This window comes from Paraburkholderia sp. WS6 (assembly GCF_030464835.1).
Lineage (GTDB): Bacteria > Pseudomonadota > Gammaproteobacteria > Burkholderiales > Burkholderiaceae > Paraburkholderia > Paraburkholderia madseniana.
Genome location: NZ_JALQCK010000042.1, coordinates 18,090 through 41,859, shown reverse-complemented (window position 1 = coordinate 41,859; position 23,770 = coordinate 18,090). Strand labels below are relative to the sequence as shown.

Below are 23,770 nucleotides of genomic sequence, written 5' to 3'. Positions count from 1 at the left end.
TGGTTTTGGGCGCCAGGCAGCACTTAAGGCTTTCGCACTGCGGCGCGGCTTCGGAAGATGATCATAGCTTCTTTTGCTCCCTGCCCCGAATCCGGGCTCCGGCACCGGTTCGACATGGCCATAACCATACTAAATCATTACGTTTACATTCCATTTAATTTACATACAAAGAACCTTTAGCAGCAGTACGTAAAACTAAAAATTACACGCTAGTAATATTGATGCGAATCGTTCTCATTTGTGTTGACGCACCTATTCCGCATGCGTACGATCTCGCCATCTGCCGCATCAGGCGTCGCGAACCGATGCGGCACATCGCAGGCACCTGGTGACGTAGCGCCGCGATAGTCAGATCAGTCGATACAACACAAATAAGGATTTCGATGAAGTTCGCTCAGTCCGTCGAGCCCGCCATTCAGGCGCGTTCGCTTCACGACTCCGCCATGCGCGGCGGCGCCACGCGTCGTTCGCGTTTGCCTTCCTTGCGCCGCGCCGCGCTTTGCACGGCTTTCGCGTGGGCCTCGTTGACCGCCGGCGCGGCCATGGCGGAAGCCAATCCCGATGCCGCGCCGGAAGCGCCCGAAGCCGACCTGAACATCAAGGCGACGCAGACGAATCAGTGGACCGGGTTCTGGAATCGCCCGACGATGCTCGGCGACATCGGCGGTCTGCGCCCCTGGCTGGGCAAATACGGCGTGACGTTCACGCTCACGGAAACCAGCGAAGTGCTCGCCAATGTCCGCGGCGGTCTCGCGCGCGGCGCGGACTACGATGGCCTGACCACGGCGACCGTGCAGATGGACACGCAAAAGGCGTTCGGTTTGCCGGGCGGCCTGTTCAACGTCAGCGCCTTGCAGATCCACGGGGCCAACCTCAGCGCCAACAAGCTCGGCACGCTGAATACGGCGAGCGGCATTGAAGCCCAGGACACGACCCGCCTGTGGGAACTGTGGTACCAGCAGTCGTTCCTGAACAAGCGCATCGACGTGAAGGTCGGTCAGCAAAGTATCGACCAGGAATTCATCACCAGTACGAATTCGGCGCTGTTCGTGAACACGATGTTCGGCTGGCCTGCCCTGCCGTCCTACGATATGCCGTCCGGCGGTCCCGCTTATCCGCTGGCCGACCTCGGCGTGCGCGTGCGCGGACAGATCACGCCTTCGTTGACGGCGCTCGCCGGCGTATTCGACGGCGATCCGCTCGGCAACAACCCGAACAACAAGAGCGGCACCAACTTCAACCTGCATAACGGCACGCTGTTCATCGGCGAGTTGCAGTACGCGATCAACCAGCCGGCCGACGGCGAAATGGTCAGTGCGGGCGGCGGCGGTTTGCCCGGCACCTACAAGCTCGGCGTCTGGTACAACAACGGCAGCTTCGCCGATCAGCGCTTCGACAACACCGGCCTCTCGCTCGCGAACCCGGCGACGACCGGCGTCGCGCAGAATCATCACGGCGACTATAGCTTCTATGCGGTTGCCGACCAGATGATCTGGCGCCCGGATCCGGACTCGCCGCGCAGCCTCAACGTCTTCGCGCGCGTGATGGGCGCGCCCGGCGACCGCAATCTGGTGAGCGTCGCGGCCAACCTCGGCGTCGTGCTGAAGGCGCCGTTCGCCGGCCGCGACAACGACAGCGCCGGCATCGCGCTCACCTACATCAAGATCGGCAACCACGCGAATGGTCTTGATCAGGATAACCTGGCATTCAGCGGCGGCCCCTACGGCGTGCGCACCAGCGAAACCACGCTCGAAGCGACCTACCAGTATCAGGTCAACCCGTGGTGGCAACTGCAGGCCGACGCGCAATACACGTTCAATGCCGGCGCCGGCCAGAACCCGAGCGATCCGACGCAGCCGCTGCGCAACACGTTCGTCATCGGCGTGCGGACCAACATTACGTTCTGATGCCGTTCGCCATCACCACACACGCTCAAGACCCATCGAATCCCATGCTTTCGATCATGACCGCAACTACCGCTTTGTGCGCAGGCACCGAGGCTCACTCATGAACAATCCCACGCGCAAGTTTTCGCCGCGCGCCGCGCGCGCCCTGATCGCCGCCGCAGTCAGCACGGCCGCATTCGCGACGGCCGGCGTCGCGCACGCCGAACCGCAAGGTTTCCTCGAAACCGTCAAGCATCACACCACGCTGATCAACACCGTGCCGGGGAACGGCGACCAGAATCCGTACGCGGTGGTGGTCGCTCCGGTGACGGCAGGCACCGTCAAGCAAGGTGACGTCCTGGTCGGCAACTTCAATAACTCGACCAATCTGCAGGGTACCGGCAGCACGATCATCAACTATCACCCGGACACCAAGGAGATGACGGTGTTCGCCACGGTGCCGCGCGATCTGAAGGAATGCCCGGGCGGCATCGGCCTGTCGACCGCGATGACGATGCTCAAGTCGGGCTACGTGATCGTCGGCAGCACGCCGAGCAATGACGGCACCACCGGCACCAAGGGCGCCGGCTGCCTGATCGTGATCGATCCGAACGGCAAGGTTGCATCGACCATCAGCAGCCCGAATATCAACGATCCGTGGGGCAACATGGCGGTCGTCGATAACGGCACCAGCGCGACGCTGTTCGTCAGCAACGCCGGCTTCGGCGTGGGCGGTGCGAACGGCAATCCGCCGGTGTTCAAGCAGGCCACCGTGCTGCGTCTGGACCTCGACGTGCCGGCCGGCAAGGCTCCCGTCGTCAAGAAGGAAACCGTGGTGGGCAGCGGCTTCGGCGCACAGGCCGATAAGGGCGTGTTCCTCGTCGGCCCGACCGGACTCGCGCTCTCGAACGATCAGAAACTGCTGTACGTGTCCGATGCAATCGGCAACCGCATCACCGAAATCGACGAACCGATGACGCGCGACACCAGCGCGGGCGTAGGTCGCCAACTGACCGCCGACGGTCTGCTGCATCGCCCGCTTGCAATGGTCACCGCGCCGAACGGCCACCTGCTCGTCACGAACGCGCTGAACGGCCAGATCGTCGAAATCGATCCGGCCAGCGGCAAGCAGATCTACGCACGCTGGATCGACACCGACAAGGCGCAATCGCCCCCGGGCAACGGCGACCTGTTCGGTCTCGCGATGACGCCTGAAGGCGACGGTTTCTACTACGTGCAGGACGACGTGAACACCCTGGTGCTCGCGAAGTAGACGCAGCAAAGACGGACGCAGATCCGGCCAACGAGCCGGAACGCAACCCAGGCATTCCCCACGGCCAAATGAAGGTGAAGGAACCATGGCAAACGATCAACCCCCGCGGCCCTCCCGGCGCGGTTTTCTGAAGGCCGGCAGTGCGGCGGTCGCAGCGGGCGCAAGCCTCGGTGCGACCGGCGTCGCCCAGGCCGCGCTCGGCAAGACACCGGCGCACGGTGCCGATCCGCAGACGGCGGTCGAGCCGTTTTACGGCTTGCATCAAGGCGGCATCGTCACGCCGCAGCAGAGTCACACGTACGTTGCCGCGCTCGATCTGACGACCGAGAAACGCGAAGACGTGATCGCGCTGCTGCGTGCCTGGACCGACGCTGCCGCGCGCCTGACGCAAGGCGCCACAGCCGCACCGCTGCCGACCGGCGCCGCGGCCAAAACAGCACTGGCAGACACAAAGATTGATACGCAGGTCGGCACGAAGTCCGATGCCAAGGCCAACGACACAGCCTACAGCCCGACCAACACCAAAGCCGCGCCCGATTCCGGCGACGTGCTCGGCCTCGGCCCATGCGGCCTGACGATCACGTTCGGTTTCGGCCCGGGTCTGTTCACGAAGGACGGCAAGGACCGCTACGGCCTCGCCTCGCGCCGCCCCGCCGCGCTCGTCGATCTGCCGCGCTTCAACGGCGACCAGCTCATCGCCGAAAAAACCGGCGGCGACCTGTACATCCAGGCCTGCGCGAACGATCAGCAGGTCGCGTTTCACGCGGTCCGGCAATTGGCGCGTCTCGCGTACGGCACCGCAGCGATGCGTTGGGGCCAGGCTGGTTTCCTGTCCGGTCCGCGCGGTCAGACGCCGCGCAATCTGATGGGCTTCAAGGACGGCACCAACAATCCGTCGACCGCGAAACCGCAGTTGATGAACGAATTCGTCTGGGCCGGCGCCACCGCCGACGCGCCCTGGATGGAAGGCGGCACCTACACCGTGGTACGGCGCATCCGCATCACGCTCGAACACTGGGACAACACGGAAGTCGACTTCCAGGAGCAGGTGTTCGGCCGTCACAAATACAGCGGCGCGCCGATCGGCAAGAAAAACGAGTTCGACGCCGTGGACCTGAAGGAAGAGGACAAGGACGGCAATCCGGTGATTCCGGAGAACTCGCATGTGCGTCTGTCGAATCATGCGAGCAACAACGGCGCGCAGATTCTGCGCCGCTCCTATTCGTACAACGACGGCACGAACTTCTACATCGAGCGCTGGCCGCCATGGCGTCAGGAAACCGAATACGACGCGGGGCTGATTTTCGTGGCTCACCAGAGCGACCCGCGTACCGGCTTCATTCCGATCAACGACAAGCTCGCGAAGTTCGACATGATGAACCAGTTCACGACGCACGTAGGCAGCGCGGTGTTCGCGGTGCCGCCGGGCGCGAAGCCGGGTTCGTATATCGGCGCGGGGTTGTTCGAGACGTAATGCAAGCCACGAAGTAAGTCGCAAAGCAAGCCGCCGGCCGCGAGGCAGGCGGCGCATCAAAGACCAACAACATCACTAACGGATTTTAGGATCATGGCTCATTCCTGGTTTGGCACTCGCCTGCGCCTCGTCAGCAGCGCTGCCGCCCTCACGCTGGCCGCCTTCGCGACCGTACCGTCGACGGCCCACGCTGCGTCGATCACGCTCTACAATGCGCAGCATGAGCAGGTCGTCAATCTGCTCGCCAAGGACTTCGAAAAGCAGTCGGGCATTTCGGTGAAGATCCGCAACGGCGAAGGCCCGGCGATGGCCGCGCAAATCGTCGCGGAAGGCGCAGCGACGCCCGCCGACGTGTATTTCACGGAAAATTCGCCCGAGCTGACGCTGCTCGAAGAGAAAGGCCTCTTGAACAAGGTCGACGGTTCGACCCTCGCTACCGTGCCGGCGCGTTTCAACTCGCCGACCGGCGCATGGGTCGGCGTGACCGCGCGTGAAAGCGTGCTGGCCTACAACACGACCAAGCTGCAAGCATCGCAACTGCCGCAATCGCTGATCGACCTGGCCAAGCCGGAATGGAAAGGTAAGGTCGGCATTGCACCGAGCGACGCCGACTTCCTGCCGCTCGTGAGCGCCGTACTCGCGCTGAAGGGCGAAGCGCAAACCGTGCAATGGCTGAAGGGCCTGAAAGCCAACGCGCAGATTTTCGACGACGAAGAAGGCGTGGTCGCCGCGGTCAATCGTGGCGGCGTGGCTACCGGTGTGATCAACAACTACTACTGGGACCGTCTGCACGCCGAACTCGGAGACGCGAAAACCCGCAGCGCGGTTCATCACTTCGGCAACGGCGATGTCGGCGCGCTGGTGAACGTGTCGGGCGCGGCAGTGCTGAAGTCCGCGCACAACACGGACGGCGCGCAGAAGTTTCTCGCCTATCTGGTCAGCGAACGCGCGCAAAAGTTGATGGCGAACAGCCACGTCATGTTCGAATATCCGCTGCACGCAGGTGTCGCGCCGGACCCGATCCTCAAGCCCTTCGCTGAACTGAATCCACCGGCGCTGACGATCCAGCAACTCGGCGACGACAGCCAGGCAGGCAAGTTGCTGCGCCAGGCAGGCTTACTGTAAATGAGCGATGCCGTGTCAGCCGGGCCTCCGGTTGTAACCCCCGCCCCGGCGCGCGCCCATTCGCGCGCGCCGCGCGGTTTGTTCGCGGCAGCAGCACTCAGCGCTTTGCTGGTGTTGCTGCCGATTGCGTTTACCTTCTGGCGCGCGGCGAGCTTCGGCATCGGCGAGGCGGTCGATCTGATCTTCCGGCCACTCGTCGGCGAACTGCTGGTCAACACGCTGCTGATCACCGTATCGACCACGCTCGTCTGCGCTGCCATCGGCACGGCGGCCGCATGGTTTGTCGAACGCACGCATTTGCCGGGACGTCGCATCTGGGCCGTACTCGCCGCCGCACCGCTCGCGATGCCGGCCTTCATCTCGAGCTATGCCTGGGTGTCGCTGAGCCTGGATTTGCAAGACTTCAACGGCGCATTGCTGGTGCTGAGCTCCGCGTATTTCCCGCTCGTTTATCTTCCGGTGGCCGCGGCGTTGCGCAGCATGGACCCGGCGCTCGAAGAAAGCGCGCGCGCGCTCGGCTGCAACCGCTGGACCACGTTCATTCGCGTCGTGCTGCCGCAACTGCGCCCTGCGCTGCTCGGCGGCATGCTGCTGGTGTCGCTCGGTGTGCTGTCTGAATTCGGTGCGTTTACGCTGCTGCGCTTTCGCACCTTCACCACGCAAATCTACGCGGAATACCGCACCAGTTTCGACGGCGGTGGTGCTTCGCTCCTCGCGTGCCTGCTGATCGTGATCTGCCTCGTCGTGCTGGCCTTCGAGTTTCGGGTACGCGGCGCGGCGCGTTATGAACGCGTCGATCGCGGCACACGTCGCGCGGTGTTGCGCTACGACCTCGGCGCGTGGCGTTGGGTCGTCGCCGCCGGTTTTGCCGCGCTTGCGATCGCAACGCTCGGTGTACCGCTCGGCATGATCGGCTTCTGGCTTACGCAACCGGGCGCGGCCGCCGTCACCCCGGCTGACGTGTCGCCCGAACTGCTGTTCAACGCGACGATCTCGTCGCTCGGTTTCGGGCTCGCCGCCGCATTGCTGACCACGCTGCTGGTGGTGCCGCTCGCGTTCCTGCTGGTGCGCTATCCGACGCGTTTCGCGACGCTGTTCGAACGCACCGTGTTTCTGGCACAAGGCATACCCGGGCTGGTGATCGCGCTGGCCATCGTGTCGCTCGCGGTGCATGCACTGCAACCGCTTTATCAAAGCGCGACGCTGCTGGTGATCGCTTACGCGATGCTGTTCATGCCGGTGGCACTGGTGAGCGTGCGCGCCGCCTTCATGCAGGCGCAGCCACGCCTTGAAGAGACTGCGCGCGCACTCGGCCTGACCTGGTCGCAGACCCTGTTCCGCGTGGTGTTGCCGCTCGCGGGCCCTGGACTCGGCGCGGCCGCGGCGATGGTGTTCATTTCGGTCGTCACCGAGCTGAATGCGACGCTGCTGCTCTCTCCCATCGACACGCAAACACTCGCGACCCAGGTCTGGGCCGACACGTCGACAATGGCGTTCGCCGCCGCCGCGCCCTATGCGGCGTTGCTCACCGGCATTTCGCTGTTCGCCTCCGGCCTCCTGTTCGCATTGCTCGGCAAATCGGCATTACTCGGCGAGCGCAGCTGAACGCCGCACGCCCTCGCCCGCTTTTTCCATCGGATTTTCATGAGCGAACTTCGTATCCGCGGCCTGCAAAAATCGTTCGACGGCCATCCGGTGCTGCACGGCATCGATCTCTCCGTCGAGCGCGGCACGCTGCTCGCGCTGCTCGGACCGTCCGGCAGCGGCAAGACCACCTTGCTGCGGCTGTTGTGCGGCTTCGAACGCGCGGATCGTGGCAGCGTCGAAATCGACGGCCGCCTCGTTGCTGGCGACAACCTGCATGTGCCTTCCGAGCAGCGCCACATCGGCTATGTGCCGCAGGAAGGTGCGCTGTTTCCGCATCTGTCCGTGGCGGACAACATCGTGTTCGGCTTGCCGCGTACGCAGCGGCGCGCACGTCATCGGGTGGCTGAATTGCTGGAGCTGGTCGGCTTGCCCGCGAACTTCGGCGCTCGCGCGCCGCAGCAGTTATCGGGCGGTCAGCAGCAGCGTGTGGCGTTGGCTCGCGCGCTCGCGCCGTCGCCGACGCTCGTGATGCTCGACGAACCTTTCTCCTCGCTCGACGCCGCCTTGCGGCTCGAAACGCGGCAAGCGGTGGCAAGCGCCCTGGCCGCGACGGGTGCAACGGCGGTCCTTGTCACGCACGATCAATCGGAAGCGCTGTCGCTCGGTCACGAGGTTGCGGTGCTGTGGAACGGCCGGCTGATCCAGACCGCCACGCCGGAGACGCTGTACCGCCGGCCGGTGACGCGTGAACTCGCGTCGTTCGTCGGTGAAGCGGTGTTGTTGCCGGGCGTCGTGAAGCACGATCGCGTCGACTGCGAGCTCGGCGACTTGGCGCTGTGCGAGCCGATGGGCAATGGCGCAGTCGATGTGATGGTGCGGCCTGAACAGATCCGTCTGCTGCGTGCTGAAGAAACGATGCCGAATGGCGTGGCGTCCTATGACGCCGTCGTGCAGGAAGTGATCTTTCAGGGGCAGGACGCGGGCGTCGCGCTGCAATTGCAGTCCGGCGCGCGGACCGTGGTGCGCGCTCGCGTGCCGGGTTATCTGTCGCCGCGGCCAGGCGAACACGTGCGGCTTGCGGTGGATGGCGAAGTGACGGCTTATCCGCGTAGTTGAGCGGAGCGGTTAAGCCCCGCGCGTTTGCGGGCGCAGCGACAAATCCTGCACCATCTGCGCGGCCAGATAATCGCACGTGGGCCGGTCCGATTTGGCGCTACGCGCCACCACGATTTCCAGCGGCGCGATCTTCGGCAAGCCTTGCGCTTCGCCGAGAATCGCCAGCCGCGGCGGCACGCTGCATCGCGTGAGTGCGATCACCGACAGCCCCGCGTCCACCGTCGCCACTAAACCCATCAGACTGGCGCTGCTAAACGCCGCCCGATAGCGGATATGCGCGCCGTCCAGCGCAGCCAGCGTGTGCTGGCGCGCGACACAACCCGGCTCGTAAAGCCCAACTGGCAAAGGCGACGCCGCCAGCACCGGCGTATCCACCGAAGCCCCTACCCACACCATCGGCTCGCTGCGCACGAATTCGCCGCGCAATTTACGGTCACGCGTAACGAAGGCGAGATCGATCTTGTTGTCCGCCAGCATCGGCGCGAGCGACGTGCTCTGCGCGCAGACGATCTCGATCTCCACGTGCGGATACAGATTCGAAAAACGCCGCAATACCGGCGACAGCAGCGACGACACGTAATCGTCCGGTGCGCCCAGCACCACGCGCCCCGTCACCTCGGGCCGCACGATCGCCGACCACGCCTCCTCATGCAACGCCAGCACGCGCCGCGCGTATTCGAGCAGCGTATTGCCGGGCCGCGTGAGCGAGAGATTGCGCGTATTGCGGGCGAACAGCGTGGTGCCGAGCATGGTTTCGAGCCGCTTGATCTGCATGCTGACTGCCGCCTGCGAGCGATGCACGGTCGTCGAAGCCTTCGTGAAGCTGCCCGTTTCCACCACCGCGACGAAGGTGCGCAGCAAATCGACGTCGAATTCGGGGTGCATGATTTATCAATCCAGCTTATGGAATTACTCAATTTAATTCGTTTGTCGATGCTGTGCAAGCCGCGCAATACTTGTGACTCCACCTTTATGTGACCCACTTCCGGAGCCGCTTCGCATGTCCCTCACCCAACGTCAACAAGGCGCCATTACGCTGGCCAGCGGCGGGCTTCTGATGGGCACGCTCGGCATCTTCGTCGAGGAAGCGCGGCTCGGCGCGCTGACGCTGGTGTTCTTTCGCTGCCTGTTCGGCTTCCTCTCGCTCGCGGCGTATTGCGCGTGGAAAGGTTTCTTCACCCGCGCGCATTTCACGCGGCGCACCGTCGCGCTCGCGCTGATCTCCGGCGTGTTGATGGTCACGCAGTGGGTCGGTTTCTTCGACGCGATCCATCGCACCAGCATTGCGGTGGCGACCGTGGTGTTTCATGTGCAGCCGTTCTGGGTCGTGCTGATGGGCGCGGCGCTGTTCAACGAGCGCCTCGGCGCCGACCGGCTCGGCTGGATCGCAACCGCGTTCGTTGGGCTAGTTTTGGCCTCGGGCGTCGCGGCCACCGCGAATCTGCAGGGACATACAAGCTATCTGATCGGTATCGGCGAAGCATTGGCGGGTTCGGTGCTGTATGCGAGCGTCACGCTGATCGCCAAAGGACTCGGCAATTTGAGGCCGCATCTGCTGACGCTCGCGCAATGCGCGGTCGGCGTGGTGTGCCTGCCCTTCATTGCGCCGCTTACCGCCGTGCATATCGGGCCGATGCAGTGGTTCTGGCTGGTCGGCATGGGCGTGCTGCATACGGGGTTGTCATACGTGCTGATCTACGGCGCGCTACCGAAACTGACCACGCCGATCATCGCCGTGCTGCTATTCGTCTATCCGCTGACGGCGATCGTGGTCGATGCGGTTGTGTACGGGCGAGCGCTGTCGCTGCCGCAACTCGCGGGTATGGCATTGATCGTCATCGCAAGTCTGGGCGTGAATCTCGGCTGGCCGCTACTTTCGATGTTGCGCCCCGGCGCCCGCGCACGGCGTCACGCCGATTGAGCTTTGAGCAGTAGGCCGGCGGCGCCGGACGGGTTGCACGCCGGTCGCGCGCCGCTTACCGTCACCGGGTGACAGTTCGCGTTCGGGGCATCGGCTTTCATTTCGCCGAAAAAAATCCGTGCAAAACCCCCGCATTTTCCATTCATTTCGCACAATCGAGAATCGTTCTCGTTTATACTTTCCAGATATTACAAGCCGGGCACCGATCCGGCTTCTGCTGCACTTCCCATCCCCACATCGACATGCCATTCCGAGGCAGCCGATGTCACGCCAGCGCATCTTGCGTTGACGCACGGCGCCCCGGCCGTTTCGACTTTCGAATTCATTCAACAGCAACAGGGGAAATCACCACTTCGTCTCGCCTGACTGACCACACGCCCTTTGCCTGGCCGTGCGCGCCTGCTTGCGCCTTCTTTGCGCACGTCTGGCGCTTTTGTATTGGCGCTTCCGCTGAACGCTGCACGTCAAAACCAAAAACACCACCCATCCATACTCGAAGAACGTCGCCATGAACGTCAAAAAGAATACTTACCGCGCGCTACTGCTCGCCACTTCTCTTGCCAGCGCCAAACCTTTGCTGGCGCAGGAAGCTACGCCCGCTGCCGGCGCGGCCGACAGCACGCTGCCCGCCATCGCCGTCAAGGCCGCGGCCGACCGCTCGTACGACTCGAGCACCTCGAACACCGCGACCAAGATGAACATGTCGCTGATGGACGTGCCGCAGACGGTCAACGTCGTGCCGCGCGCACTGCTCGACGAACAGAACGCGACCTCGCTGCAGGACGCGTTGCGCAACGTGCCAGGCATCGGTTTCTCGGTCGGCGATGGTCAGCGCGACCAGATCAGCCTGCGCGGCTTCAACAACATCACCGATCAATACGTCGACGGCATTCGCGACGATGCGCTCTACTATCGCGATCTGTCGAACGTCGAACGTGTCGACGTGCTGAAGGGGCCGGCGGCCGTGCTCTATGGACGCGGCTCGGCCGGCGGCCTGATCAACCGCGTACTGAAGAAGCCGACGGCCAATCCACAGCAAGCTGTGGGTGTGACGTTAGGCACCGAAGGCGAACGGCGCGGCGAATTCGATCTCGGCTGGAATGCGAACGACGCCGCGCGTTTTCGCATCACCGGCGCCGCCGAAAACTCGAACAGCTTTCGCGACCAGTTCCAGTTGAATCGCCAGGCCGTGGCGCCGTCCGCGCAATTCCGCATCGACAAGGACACCATCCTCAATATCGAAGCCGATTATCTGCACGACCGCCGCACCTCGGATCAGGGTCTGCCCGCCTATCTCGGCCGCCCGGTCAACGTGCCGATCAACACGTACTACGGTTCGGCCGACGCCGCGAACACGTCCTATAACGATGTCGATGCGAAGAGCGCGACTGTATCGCTCGATCACCGCTTCAACGATTCGCTGTCGTTGCACACTGCCGTGCGCGCGTACGACTTCTCGCTCGAACGCAAAAACTACGTCACGTATGAGCCGATCAAGACGGCGCCGAATCCGGTCGTCACGCTCGATCAAAGCACCCGCTTTCGCCAGGATCACGGCGTGGACGGCCTGTTCGAATTGACGCAGAAAACGACGCTGTTCGGGATGAAGCACGAGCTGCTGTACGGCGTCGAGCTGTCGCAACAGCAGAAATTCGACACCCTCTACTCGACCACCAAGGTCGCAACGTACAACCTGTACGATCCGCAACTCATCGATTTGCCGGGTGTGAAGCCGGGCACGGCGGCGAAGACGAATGCATCGACCGTGCTGGGACTCGCCGGCGTCTACGCGCAGGACCTGATCTCGCTGACCGAACACTGGAAGATTCTTGCCGGCCTGCGCTTCGACTATCTGACGCAGACCCGCAACGACTACACTTCGGCGCACGTGAATCTGGACCGCACGGATCGCGCGTGGAGTCCGCGTGTCGGTCTGATTTACGAACCGCTCGACTGGGTGTCGCTGTACGCGTCGTATAGCCAGTCGTTCTCGCCGCTCGCCGATACGCTGATCAGCAGCGGCGCATTCGCCAACGGTTCGGCGCTGGCGCCGCAAAAGACCACCAGCTTCGAAATCGGCTCGAAGTTCGACCTGGGCCGCGCGAGCGCGAGCGTCGCGCTGTTCGACATGAAGCAGACCAATCAGCAGATCGCCGATCCGTCCAACCCGACTTACGCGCTGCCGATCGGTACGCAGCACGTGCGCGGGCTGGAACTATCCACCACGGGAGAAATCGCGCCGAAGTGGTCCGTGTATGCGGGGTATGCGTACCTGAACGGAAACGTCGACGGCTCGCCGCAAGCGAGTTCAGCCGGGCTGGTGCTGCACAACAACACGCCGGGACTGATGCCGCGTCATAGCGCGAGCGTGTGGATCAAGCGCGATCTGAAGTACGGGTTCTACGCGGCTGGCGGTGCGCAGTTCCAGTCGGCGCGCTATACCTCGGCGAGCGATGCGGTCACCTTGCCTTCTTTCGTGACGTTCGATCTCGGCGCGGGGTATCACGGCAAGAACGTGGACGTGGCATTGACGCTGGATAATCTGTTCGACCGCAAGTACTTCATCGCGGCGCACGGCAACGCGGATATGTACAACATGCCGGGCGCGCCGCGCACGCTGACGGTGTCGGCAAGGTGGCATATGTGAGGGGTGTAACGCGTGACATGCGCTGCACGCGTTGATGCGTTAAACGAACAACCGGGCACTGCGCCCGGTTGTTCGTTTCAGTCGTCATAGTGAAAACGGCTCACTGCGGCAACACCTCTCCCTTCGTCTCCGGCGCAAACGGAATCACGAACAGGCCGACGATAAACGCCAGCGCCGTGAGCGCCACCGGCACGCCCAGCGTATGCATATGCAACACCGCCGCGCCGAGCAGAAAATTCACACCGGCTCCGACAAACCGCCCGAACGACGTGCAGAACGCAAACGCCGTGGCTCGCACCCGGGTCTCGAACTGCTCCGGCAGCCACAAGCTGAACAGCGCGAAATTGCCGCCGAAGAAACCCAGCACGCAGAGCCACGCAATAAATGGCGCGAGCCCATTCGGCAGATAGAACGCCCAGCCAAAACTGCCGACAATCGCCACCGCCATGCCGAGGAAGTAAACCGCCAGTGTCTTCTTGCGGCCGATCCGCTCGGCCAGCGGCGGCAACGCGAGACAGCCGAGAATCGTCGAAATCGACAGCAAGCCGGTTGCCAGCGACGCGGTCCGGATCGCATCGTTCTTCGCCATGCCGGCCTTCGTCGCCAGTTGGATAACAGCCGAGGGCTCGTATACCGCGCCTGCCCACAAACCGATAATCGCGATCGTCAGTAGAATGCACGCAACCCACGTGCGGCGCCGATACGTCGGCCCGAAAATTTCGCGCAGCGGTTTGGCGCGCACGGTGCTCGCGTCCGCCTTTTCCCACTTCTCCGTTTCCTTCACTCGCAGCAGCACCAGAATCGCGACCACGACCGGCACCGCGCCGGTCAGGAACATCGCGCGCCAGCCGTAGTGCACGCCGATCGTATAGTTGAGCGCGGCCGCCAGAAAGAACCCGGCGTAATAGCCCGTTTGCAGATACCCGGCGCCCATCTTGCGGCGATCTTCCGGCCATGACTCGGCGACATAAGTTCCCGCCAACGCCCACTCACCGCCAATGCCGACCCCGGCAATGAAGCGATAGATGGCGAGCTCCCACACGTTGTGCGAGGTCGCCGCAAGTCCCGTGAAAATAGCGAACGTGAAAATGGTGCCCGCCAGCACCTTGGTACGGCCGAAGCGGTCCGCCAGCGGCCCCCAGATGAACGACAGCCCCCAGCCCACCAGAAACAGCGCGAACAGAATCGAACCGGCGAGGCCGACATTCGCGGGCGTCGCGGCATACCCCGAGCGCGGCAGCAACTCGGTCAACGCCGGCGTCAGCACGAGCGCGTAGATGAACGAGTCCATGCCGTCGAGCGTCCAGCCGGCCCACGCCCCCCAAAATCCTGCGATCTGCGAACGATTGAGCGGCGTGCGGCGCCGAACGACCGGCGTGCGGTCGGTTAGTGAATTCATCATGCTCCTCCGGCCCTGCGGTTGGCTTACGTGACTTACATAAAGGGAACGACGAGATGGCGCGCTTGCCAGTGGATCGCTGTGCCTCGTATAACGACGAGAGGACATCGCAGGCCACCGGGTGGTGGAAAACTTTCCGGGTTTGCCCGCCTGTTAAGTGCGCAATTTCATATATAATATTCAATATCATGAACGACGCAATAGATGGTTTTCCCCTGGATGCCCCGGCGCGCAGCCCGCTTTTACCCGCGGCGGCGCCGCGTGAGAGCACGTCCCACATCATCGCGGAGGCGTTGCGCGCGGCGATTGTCGACGGCACCCTGGCGCCTGGTGCGCCGCTGCGGCAGGACGCGATCGCGCGGCATTTTTCGGTCAGCGCCATTCCTGTGCGCGAGGCCTTGCGCCAGCTCGAAAGCGAAGGCTGGGCGAGAGCCGCCGTGCATAAAGGCGCGACCGTCGCGCCGTTGTCGGCGGATGAAGCGCGCGAAATCTATGAGATTCGCTCCGCGCTGGAGAGCCTCGCCATCGGACTCGCCATTCCGAATCACACCGCCGCCACGCTGCGCGAATCCGCCACCCTTTGCCTTGCCGCCGAACGCGAGCCGGACCCGTCGTTGTACGTCGCACGCAATGTCGCGTTTCATATGAGCCTGTATGCGCCCGCCGCCCGTCCGCAACTCGAGGATATGATCGGCACGCTGCATCGGCGCGGCGAACGGTATTTGCGCCTGAAGTTCGGTCTGCCGTCGTACAAAGGCGAGTCGGACAACGAACACACTGCCTTGCTCGACGCCGTACAACGTCGTGATATTCCCGCTGCACAGTCCCTGGTTGTCGCGCATCTGCTCGGCACCGGCGACCTGCTGCATCGTTTCCTGACCGAACGCGCGCAGGCGGAAGCCTCGCTTGCGAATCAACCCAAGCCGCGCGCCAGACGCACGCGCACCACCACCGGGAGCTGAATCCGCCGATGAATCGATCCGCCGAAGCCACCGAAGCGTCCACCACCGCACGTTCCTGGACCACGCGCCGCGACGAAAAGAACCGTCGACTCGCGGCCATCGCACCATGGCTGGAAGACGGCGTCCTGCCGACCAACCGTATCGTCGATGCGCTTGAAACACTGATTCAGCCGGGCGACCGCGTCGCACTCGAGGGCGACAACCAGAAACAGGCCGACTTCCTGTCGCGCGCGCTTGCCAAGGTGGACCCGCAAAAGATCCACGACGTGCATCTGCTGATATCGAGCATCGGCCGTCCTGAACATCTGACGCTGTTCGAGCGCGGCATCGCGCACAAGGTCGACTTCTCGTTTGCGGGGCCGCAGAGTTTGCGCGTCGCGCAACTGCTCGAAGACGGGCAACTCGAAATCGGCTCGATCTACACGTACGTCGAGTTGTACGCGCGGATGTTCGTCGATCTCACGCCGCACGTCGCGCTGCTGTGCGCGGAAAAGGCCGACCGTCACGGCAATCTGTACACCGGTCCGAACACCGAGGACACGCCGACCATCGCCGAAGCCGCCGCGTTCCGGCACGGCATCGTGATCGTGCAGGTCAACGAAATCGTCGATGAACTGCCGCGCGTCGACATTCCGGGTTCGTGGGTCGACGTAGTCGTAGAGGCGGATAGGCCCTTCGCCGTCGAGCCGCTCTTCACGCGCGACCCGCGCCATATCGGCGACCTGCAGGTGCTCACCGCGATGATGGTGATTCGCGGCATCTACGAACCGTACGGCGTGACATCGCTGAATCACGGCATCGGCTTCGATACGGCGGCGATCGAATTGCTGCTGCCCACCTACGGCGAATCGCTCGGCCTGAAAGGCAAGATCTGCCGCAACTGGACGCTCAATCCGCACCCCACCATGATCCCCGCGATCGAATCGGGCTGGGTCGACAGCATCCATTGTTTCGGTAGTGAGGTCGGCATGGAGGCGTACATCGAAGCGCGCCCCGACGTCTTTTTCACCGGCAACGACGGCAGCCTGCGCTCGAACCGTGTGCTGTGCCAACTGGCCGGTCAATACGGCGTCGATCTATTCATCGGCTCGACCTTGCAGATCGACGCGGACGCCAATTCGTCGACGGTCACGCGCGGCCGCCTCGCCGGTTTCGGCGGTGCGCCGAATATGGGCCACGATCCACGCGGCCGGCGTCATTCGAGCGAGGCATGGCTCAAGCTGCTGAAGGATCAGGGTCCGGTGTCGCGCGGACAGAAGCTGGTCGTGCAAATGGCTGAAACGTACAAGAAAGGCGGCGAGCCGACCTTCGTCGATGAACTCGATGCGGTGGCCGTCGGCGCGAAGAGCGGCATGCCGATCGCGCCGGTGATGATCTACGGCGACGACGTGAGCCACGTCGTCACCGAGGAAGGCATCGCGTATTTGCACAAGGCCGAAGGGATCGACGAGCGGCGTGCGGCGTTGGCTGCAGTAGCCGGTGTCACGCCGATCGGGCTGCGCGCGAAGCCGGAAAAAACCGCGGAATTGCGCCGGCGTGGCATCGTCGCGTATCCGGAAGATCTCGGCATTCGACGCGGTGAAGCGAAGCGCTCGTTGCTGGCCGCACGCAGCATCGACGATCTGGTGACGTGGTCGGGTGGACTGTACGAGCCGCCGGCCCGCTTCAGGAGCTGGTAACGATGGCGCCCGCTGTTTTGCTCGAGTGCGAGGCCGACGCCATGCCGGACGCGAAGGCGGAACTCGCGTCCCGTGCTGCCGCGCTGACTGGGAGAGAGACGGGCACGGCCAGGTTCACGGCGTATGCCGAACCAGTGGCTGAGGTCGACGTGCTCTGGCGCATCGCGCCGGCACGCCAGCGCGCCACGGTTTTGCACGCGGCAGACACGGTAGAAAGGCAGGCGGTTAGGGTACGGGCAGCACCGTCCGATGCGCAGCTCGCGCGCTTCGCGGTGTCCGCGCTAATCGAAGAGGCTCAACTCACGCCGAAACCCGCACTGGTCGACCGGCGCGGCAGCGGTGCGCATCGCGACCTCGATCTCGCCACCATGCTGCGCTCGGCATATGCGTTGGAACCAACCTTCGCGGCGCTCGCCCGCGCGGCTCGCCGCCACGGCGAACCATCCGCGCTTTTGCGTGCTGAACTCGCGCAGATCGGCCGCGCCGGCGAACAGGACATGCTGCATGCCACCGGCGGCAGCAACGCGCATCGCGGCGCGATCTGGATCGTCGGCTTGCTGGTGGCGGGGGCTTCGATGACGGGCGACACTGCGCACCTGAGCGCTTCGCGCGTCTGCACGCTCGCGGCACAAACTGCCTGCTTCCCGGATCGCTTCGCCGCCCCCTCCGATAGTCACGGTGAACGCGCGCGGCAGCGCTATCAGGTCGGTGGAGCACGCCGCGAAGCGCAAGACGGTTTCCCGCATGTCGTCAATATCGGCTTGCCCGCTTTACTCGCAGCGCGGGCCCGAGGAATCGACGAAACCGCCGCGCGCGTCGACGCCCTGCTCTCGATCATGGTGTCGCTCGACGACACCTGTCTGCTGCATCGCGCGGGTTTGCCCGGTTTGCACGCCGCGCAACACGGCGCGCGCCGCGTGCTGCAAGCCGGTGGAAGCTCGACGCCGGATGGGCACACCGCCCTCGTCGCACTCGAACACGCATTGCTGTCGCTCAACGCATCCCCTGGCGGTGCAGCCGATCTGCTCGCCGCCACCCTCTTTCTCGACATGCTGGCGCATCACGACGCCGGCGGGAGCTCAGCCTCATGGAACATCTGACCTTCGACTATCCGGCGCAACGCGCCGTCACGACTCGCGCGCATGTCGGTGTGGTCGGCTCGGGCGATCTGGAAGTCCTGCTGTCGCCGGCTGAAAACAGCGCGGCCCTGAGCGCGCATGTGGTGGTGCGGACCAGCGTCGACGGCTACAGCCACATCTGGAAGAGCGTGCTCGACCGCTTCTTCACGCGCTACGACGGCGCAGCGCAAATCGAAATCAACGACTTCGGTGCGACACCGGGCGTCGTCGCGCTGCGGCTCGCGGAGGCCATTGAAGCGGCGGAACAGGGAGACGCCGCATGACTACTGTCGCCACCGCACACCCCGCGGCGATGCTGCGCGAAAGCTTTATCGAACTGCCCGCCCGCGAACGCGCCCGCTCGCTGCTCGACGCCGGCTCGTTCCGCGAACTGCTCGGACCGTTCGACAAGATCGAATCGCCGTGGCTGCCGTTGCAAGGTGTCGTCTGCCAGGCGGATGACGGCTGCGTGATCGCACGCGGCACTATAGACGGCGAGCCGGCTGTGGTCGCTGCCATCGAGTCCGCGTTCCAGGGCGGCAGTATCGGCGAAGTGTCGGGCAGCAAGATCGCCGCCGCGCTCGAGATGGCCTTGCGCGACTGCGAACGCGGCAAGATCGTCCGCCCAGTCGTGCTGTTCGAAACCGGCGGCGTGCGGTTGCAGGAAGCTAACCTCGGTCTCGCGGTAATCGCCGAGATTCAGGCCTCGATTGTCGCGTTGCGCCGGCATGTGCCCGTGGTCGGCGTGATCGCGGGGATGGTCGGTTGCTTCGGTGGCATGTCGCTGGCAGCGGCCTTGTGCTCGTATCTGGTCGTAACGAAACAGGGACGGCTCGGCATGAACGGCCCCGAAGTGATCGAACAGGAAGCCGGTATTGAAGAACTCGATGCGAGCGATCGGCGCCGCGTTTGGCAATTGATCGGCGGCGAACAACGGGCCGCGACCGCGCTCGCCGATCAACTGGTCGACGACGATGCGGACGCGGTACGCGCCGCCGTGCGGTCCGCATTTACCCAAGGGCTGCCGGCTGCGCATCGCAGCGAACAGGTTGACGTTTTTCTCAACCGTCTCGCGCGAATCGACCCGGCCAGCGTGACGCCGGAAACGATGCATGACGCGTACAACCCACATGCGCAAAACAACGCGCGCAAGGAGCAGGCATGAGCGATGCCACCCTCAGCCGCGGCGCACGCTGGTTCCATGCACTTGCCGGCGAATCGTCCGGTAACGCGCCCGTATGGAGCGGCGACGCGTCGCTCGGCGGCGAGACCGCGCACTTCATTGCGGTCGTCCCCGATCCCGACAACCGCTTTCCGCGCGCGACCGATAACGTCGTCGGTCTCGAACAAGGCTGGCTGCTCGCACGCGCTGTACGCGAGGTCATTGCGCAGGACGAAGCGAGCGGTACGCGCCGCCCAATCGTCGCGATCGTCGATGTGAAAAGCCAGGCGTACGGTTACCGCGAAGAGATGCTCGGCATTCACCTCGCCTGCGCCGCCGCGGTCGATGCCTATGCATCGGCGCGCGACGCCGGGCATCCGGTGATCGCGCTGATCGTCGGGCCCGCCATGTCGGGCGCATTCCTCGCGCACGGCTATCAGGCCAACAGGATCGTTGCACTCGAAGCGCCGGGCACGATGGTTCACGCAATGGGCAAGGAAGCGGCCGCGCGCGTTACGCGGCGCACCGTCGAAGCACTCGACGCGCTCGGCGAAACCATTGTGCCGATGTCGTACTCGATGACGTCGTTCGCCAAGCTTGGCCTGCTCGATCAGTTGATCGAAGGCATCGACGCCGACGCACCCGATGCCGCGCAAATCGAGCGCGTGCGTCAGGTATTGACCGAACAGATTCGCAGCGCGCGCGCTGGCGGTCGCGATCTGTCGCATCGTCTGGAATCGGCTGCCGCTCAAAAGAATCGCGCGGCGTCGATCGAAGTGCGGCGGCGTCTCGCCGAACAATGGGATGCCGTGTAATGCAGGTCTGCGCCGCGCCGCCGTTTGCAGCCGATCACGCGTTGTCGTGCGACGCGCGCTGGCAGCCGCATGATCTGCTGCGCTTGCACCGCTTGCCACAGTTTGACGGCGAACCGCCGTGGGTTCGTGGGTCTTTCGAGCGTGCGCCGTATGCAGTTGTGCGACGCGCACTCGCCGCTGACGGCTTCTTGGCAATCGGCTTGCGCGGTACGGAGCGGTCGCAGCGTTACGGCACGTGGGTGCACCGGGACGATATTGAAATCGCCGTGCCGCCCGAAGCGTTGGCGCGACGCAGCCCGCTTGCGTCGCGCAATGCGTTGCCGACTTTCGCGGCCCTTGCTGCACTACGACGCGACACGGCCAGCGCATTGGCTGGATTCGTTTGGGGACCGACCGGCAGCGCAGGCTTCGAACTGGCAACGCAGACTCTCACGGTCACGTTCTCGAGCGATCTCGATCTGCTGATTCGCGCACCGGAAAAACTCTCGCACCACGCCGCCATTCAGTTGCTGGACTATCTTCAAGCGACCGCGCAACGCGCCGGCATTCGTGTGGATGCGCAACTGGAAACGCCCGCAGGCGGCGTTGCGCTGGCCGAGTGGGCAGCGGACAAAGCACGCGTGATGGCGCGCCATGCTCGCGGGCCGCAATTGGTTACCGATCCGTGGGCGCCCGCTCACGGCAATGCCTGATGCTTGCTCTTCTGTTTCCCGGCCAGGGCGCGCAGTCGGAAGGATTTCTGCACCGTCTGCCGCAGCATCACGCCGTGACCGGCACACTCGAAGAAGCGTCTCAGGTGCTCGACATCGACGTGCTCACCCTTGACACGCCAGATGCCCTGCGCTCAACCGTAGCTGTTCAGATCGGTTTGACCGCCGCGGGCGTGGCGATCACACGCGCACTGGCAGAGGAACAACTCTTGCCGGAGATCAGCGCGGGTTTGTCGGTGGGCGCGTACGCGGCGGCGGTCAGTTGCGGCGCGATTCACTTTGGCGACGCGTTAAAGATGGTCCGCAAACGCGCCGAGTTGATGGAGACGGCGTACCCATCCGGCTACGGTCTCGCGGCCGTGTCGGGTTTGACCGAACACCAACTGGAAACACTCGCCGCGCAGCACGCTGAAGCGGGCAATCAACGCGTCTATATTGGCAACGTAAATGCGCCGCGTCAGATCGTCATGGCCGGGGCGAATGTCACGCTGGACACGTTCATCGAACGCGCTCTGGCGGCAGGTGCTCGCAAAGCCATGCGTCTTGCGGTTAGCGTGCCGTCACATTGCGAACTGCTCGCGCATGCCACGGACGAACTCGTTGCGTACGCAAAAGACGTCCCTTTCCACACGCCACAGACTACCTATATCGGCAATCGCGGCGGCCGCCCCTTGTACACAGCAGACGCCATTCGCGACGATCTCGCGACCAATATGCGTCACACCGTACGCTGGTTCGACGCGCTCACCGTTATGCAGGAAATGGGCGCCCGCGTGCTGATCGAAGCGCCGCCGGACCAGGTGTTGACGGACATTGCGCGCGAGAACTTTCCCGACACCACCGCGCTTGCCGCAAGTGCGTTCTCGTTCGACAAGCTGGTCGCTACTGCGCGTCGGCGACTCGGTATGGATGGACTCTAAGACGCGGCCATTCGCCAGACTCGAGCCCCGCCTCACCGCCTCTCGATCAACTGCCGCCCCATCGCCTTCGCATACTGATCACACGCGCTGCGTGCAACGCGCGATGCCGCCAGCACGCCGACGTCGGCGTCGTCGCGGTAGATCATCGCAACGTCGATCGGCGGCGGCAGCGGACGCACCTGCAATTGCCCCAGTTCGCCGCTGCTCAGAAAAGGTTCGACGAACAGCGCCGGTACTGCCGCGATTCCATAGCCATCGCGCAACAGTTTCACGATCACCGCCACCGACGGCATACAGGTCACCTGAGTATCCGCAAGCGGCACACCGGCGCGCTTCGCGAGCATCTCCACGATCGCCTGCACGGCGACTTGCGGCGCGGTGCCACGGCCGAACGTCAGCACGGGTTTCTGCAAGACCGTCTGCACATGCTTGGCACGGTTCGCCGGAATCAGATCGTTGCGCGCGATCCAGCGCACCGGATAGCTCGCCAGCAAGGTCGAAACGATCGACGCTTCCTGTTCGCCGGTTTCCTCCACCTGAATGACGAGATCCAGTTCGCCAGCGCGCAAACGAGGCCCAAGCACGGCGCTCGAGTCGACGGTCAGGTCTACGACGATACGGTTGTACTCGACGTTCAGCATCCGGATGTAGTCCGGCAGCCAGCTATGCACCACCGTTTCGATGACGCCGAGCCGCAACCGCTTCGTCACCTGGGTTTCGTCCTGTGCGGCCAGTTGCAGCGAGCGCGTGGCCTGCACCACCGAGCGCGCATGCGCGAGCAGCCGTTCGCCATGCGCCGTGAGCTGGAATTCGGCGGCATCGCGCTCGATCAACTCGACGCCCAACTCGGCCTCAAGCGTTTTGATGCGTAGCGAAATCGCGGCGGGCGTGGCGTGCATTGCCGCGGCGGTCGCGCGAAAACTGCCTAGACGGGCGAGCGTCAGAAACGTTTCGACAAAGCGGGTATTCATTGCATTAGCTCTCCCAACAGCGACCCGAAAGACTCGATCATCGCCGCAAAATCACCGGCGGTGCTGTTAAGTTTAATTTAACGAAACGCAAGAATAACTCGCTGGAAGGATATTTTTGGCGTTACTAATCTGGCTTCCATCAGTCACCCGGACCTAGCTGGAGTCAAGCCGTTCATGTCCTACACGCCATCCGAGTTTCGTCAGCAGATTCGCAGCCGCCGTCTTTCCGGGCCGACTGCGGGCTACTGCGGCGACTATGCGCAGGCCAATCTCGCGATCCTGCCCAGGCAATACGCCGACGACTTCCTGCGCTTCTGCACGCTCAATCCGAAGGCCTGCCCATTGCTCGGCATCGGCGAACCCGGCGAATGGCGCGTCCCGTCGCTCGGCGCTGATCTCGACATACGCAACGACGTCCCCGCGTTTTACGTGTACCGCCACGGCGAACGTGCCGAGGAGGTGCGTAGTCTCGACGAACTGTGGCGCGACGATCTGGTGGTGTTCGCGATCGGCTGCTCGTTTTCGTTCGAAGAAATGTTGCGGCGCGAGGGCATCCCGCTGCGCCATATCGAACAGCAGGTCAACGTGCCGATGTATCGCACGCGGGAACGCAACGTGGCCGCAGGGGTGTTCGGCGGCAATCGCGTGGTCTCGATGCGGCCGATGAAAGCCGCGGACGCGATCCGCGCCATCCAGATCACCAGCCGTTTTCCCGCGGTACATGGCGCGCCGGTCCATATCGGCGATCCCTCGCTGATCGGCATTCGCGACATCACGCGGCCCGATTTCGGCGACGCAGTCGAGGTGCGCAGCGACGAGCTACCGGTGTTCTGGGCCTGTGGCGTCACGCCGCAAGCCGCAATAGAAAGCGCACGTTTGCCGTTTGCGATCGCGCACAAACCGGGACACATGCTCGTTACCGACATTCCCAACACCACGCTGGCGATGCTCTAGCCGCGGCGTTATTTGAGTTGTCTCACCACAAGCCGCGCACCAAGACGCGGC

The 23,770-nt window shown here is 63.9% G+C and carries 20 protein-coding genes; 17 read left to right on the top strand and 3 right to left on the bottom strand.

Features of this window, described 5'->3' with window-relative positions; translation table 11 throughout:
* Nucleotides 1-383: 383 nt before the first annotated feature.
* The 6 genes from M0D64_RS35305 to M0D64_RS35280 all read left to right on the top strand — a co-directional run bounded on the left by M0D64_RS35305 (nucleotide 384) and on the right by M0D64_RS35280 (nucleotide 8,461).
* A complete protein-coding gene (locus tag M0D64_RS35305) occupies nucleotides 384-1,907 on the top strand; it encodes a carbohydrate porin (protein WP_266261191.1) in 1,524 nt (507 codons plus the stop codon).
* Between the two features lie 100 nt (nucleotides 1,908-2,007).
* Nucleotides 2,008-3,159, top strand: a complete 1,152-nt coding sequence (locus tag M0D64_RS35300; RefSeq protein WP_266261190.1) for a hypothetical protein — start codon at nucleotides 2,008-2,010, stop codon at nucleotides 3,157-3,159.
* Between the two features lie 85 nt (nucleotides 3,160-3,244).
* On the top strand, nucleotides 3,245-4,633 hold the full coding sequence (locus M0D64_RS35295; protein WP_266261189.1) for a Dyp-type peroxidase: 1,389 nt from the start codon (nucleotides 3,245-3,247) through the stop codon (nucleotides 4,631-4,633).
* A 93-nt stretch (nucleotides 4,634-4,726) separates the two neighbouring features.
* The gene (locus tag M0D64_RS35290; protein ID WP_266261188.1) at nucleotides 4,727-5,758 is read left to right on the top strand and encodes an iron ABC transporter substrate-binding protein; all 1,032 of its coding nucleotides are present in this window, start codon (nucleotides 4,727-4,729) and stop codon (nucleotides 5,756-5,758) included.
* The gene (locus tag M0D64_RS35285; RefSeq protein ID WP_266261187.1) at nucleotides 5,759-7,363 is read left to right on the top strand and encodes an iron ABC transporter permease; all 1,605 of its coding nucleotides are present in this window, start codon (nucleotides 5,759-5,761) and stop codon (nucleotides 7,361-7,363) included.
* 39 nt (nucleotides 7,364-7,402) lie between these two features.
* Nucleotides 7,403-8,461, top strand: coding sequence for an ABC transporter ATP-binding protein (locus M0D64_RS35280; RefSeq protein ID WP_154565774.1), 1,059 nt, complete (start codon nucleotides 7,403-7,405; stop codon nucleotides 8,459-8,461).
* A gap of 9 nt (nucleotides 8,462-8,470) precedes the next feature.
* Here M0D64_RS35280 and M0D64_RS35275 read toward each other — a convergent pair whose 3' ends face one another.
* Entirely contained in the window at nucleotides 8,471-9,346 is an 876-nt protein-coding gene (locus tag M0D64_RS35275) for a LysR family transcriptional regulator (RefSeq protein ID WP_154565775.1), read from the bottom strand.
* Between the two features lie 115 nt (nucleotides 9,347-9,461).
* Between M0D64_RS35275 and M0D64_RS35270 the strand changes: the two genes are divergently transcribed.
* Nucleotides 9,462-10,382 carry a DMT family transporter gene (locus M0D64_RS35270; protein WP_266261186.1) on the top strand — a complete coding sequence of 307 codons (921 nt, stop codon included), beginning with the start codon at nucleotides 9,462-9,464 and terminating at the stop codon, nucleotides 10,380-10,382.
* Nucleotides 10,383-10,890: 508 nt separating this feature from the next.
* A complete protein-coding gene (locus M0D64_RS35265) occupies nucleotides 10,891-13,029 on the top strand; it encodes a TonB-dependent siderophore receptor (protein ID WP_266261185.1) in 2,139 nt (712 codons plus the stop codon).
* Nucleotides 13,030-13,129: 100 nt separating this feature from the next.
* Here M0D64_RS35265 and M0D64_RS35260 read toward each other — a convergent pair whose 3' ends face one another.
* Entirely contained in the window at nucleotides 13,130-14,428 is a 1,299-nt protein-coding gene (locus M0D64_RS35260) for an MFS transporter (protein ID WP_171927927.1), read from the bottom strand.
* A gap of 188 nt (nucleotides 14,429-14,616) precedes the next feature.
* Between M0D64_RS35260 and M0D64_RS35255 the strand changes: the two genes are divergently transcribed.
* The 8 genes from M0D64_RS35255 to mdcH are packed head-to-tail and all read left to right on the top strand — an operon-like array spanning nucleotide 14,617 to nucleotide 21,794.
* Entirely contained in the window at nucleotides 14,617-15,390 is a 774-nt protein-coding gene (locus tag M0D64_RS35255; protein WP_266261184.1) for a GntR family transcriptional regulator, read from the top strand.
* Between the two features lie 8 nt (nucleotides 15,391-15,398).
* On the top strand, nucleotides 15,399-17,069 hold the full coding sequence (gene mdcA, locus M0D64_RS35250) for a malonate decarboxylase subunit alpha (protein ID WP_154565780.1): 1,671 nt from the start codon (nucleotides 15,399-15,401) through the stop codon (nucleotides 17,067-17,069).
* A gap of 2 nt (nucleotides 17,070-17,071) precedes the next feature.
* Nucleotides 17,072-18,169, top strand: a complete 1,098-nt coding sequence (locus M0D64_RS35245) for a triphosphoribosyl-dephospho-CoA synthase (RefSeq protein WP_266261183.1) — start codon at nucleotides 17,072-17,074, stop codon at nucleotides 18,167-18,169.
* Entirely contained in the window at nucleotides 18,157-18,471 is a 315-nt protein-coding gene (locus M0D64_RS35240; protein WP_171927925.1) for a malonate decarboxylase subunit delta, read from the top strand. Before M0D64_RS35245 ends, M0D64_RS35240 begins: the two co-directional genes overlap by 13 nt.
* Nucleotides 18,468-19,352 carry a biotin-independent malonate decarboxylase subunit beta gene (locus tag M0D64_RS35235; RefSeq protein WP_266261182.1) on the top strand — a complete coding sequence of 295 codons (885 nt, stop codon included), beginning with the start codon at nucleotides 18,468-18,470 and terminating at the stop codon, nucleotides 19,350-19,352. Before M0D64_RS35240 ends, M0D64_RS35235 begins: the two co-directional genes overlap by 4 nt.
* Nucleotides 19,349-20,164 carry a biotin-independent malonate decarboxylase subunit gamma gene (gene mdcE, locus M0D64_RS35230; RefSeq protein ID WP_266261181.1) on the top strand — a complete coding sequence of 272 codons (816 nt, stop codon included), beginning with the start codon at nucleotides 19,349-19,351 and terminating at the stop codon, nucleotides 20,162-20,164. Before M0D64_RS35235 ends, mdcE begins: the two co-directional genes overlap by 4 nt.
* The gene (locus M0D64_RS35225; protein ID WP_266261180.1) at nucleotides 20,164-20,856 is read left to right on the top strand and encodes a malonate decarboxylase holo-ACP synthase; all 693 of its coding nucleotides are present in this window, start codon (nucleotides 20,164-20,166) and stop codon (nucleotides 20,854-20,856) included. Before mdcE ends, M0D64_RS35225 begins: the two co-directional genes overlap by 1 nt.
* Nucleotides 20,856-21,794 (top strand): malonate decarboxylase subunit epsilon, encoded by a 939-nt coding sequence (gene mdcH / locus M0D64_RS35220; RefSeq protein WP_266261179.1) that lies wholly within the window; start codon nucleotides 20,856-20,858, stop codon nucleotides 21,792-21,794. The genes M0D64_RS35225 and mdcH overlap by 1 nt, the downstream gene beginning before the upstream one ends.
* A gap of 32 nt (nucleotides 21,795-21,826) precedes the next feature.
* Here mdcH and M0D64_RS35215 read toward each other — a convergent pair whose 3' ends face one another.
* The gene (locus tag M0D64_RS35215; RefSeq protein WP_266261178.1) at nucleotides 21,827-22,765 is read right to left on the bottom strand and encodes a LysR family transcriptional regulator; all 939 of its coding nucleotides are present in this window, start codon (nucleotides 22,763-22,765) and stop codon (nucleotides 21,827-21,829) included.
* 174 nt (nucleotides 22,766-22,939) lie between these two features.
* Between M0D64_RS35215 and M0D64_RS35210 the strand changes: the two genes are divergently transcribed.
* Entirely contained in the window at nucleotides 22,940-23,719 is a 780-nt protein-coding gene (locus M0D64_RS35210) for a putative hydro-lyase (RefSeq protein ID WP_093647509.1), read from the top strand.
* Nucleotides 23,720-23,770: the final 51 nt, after the last annotated feature.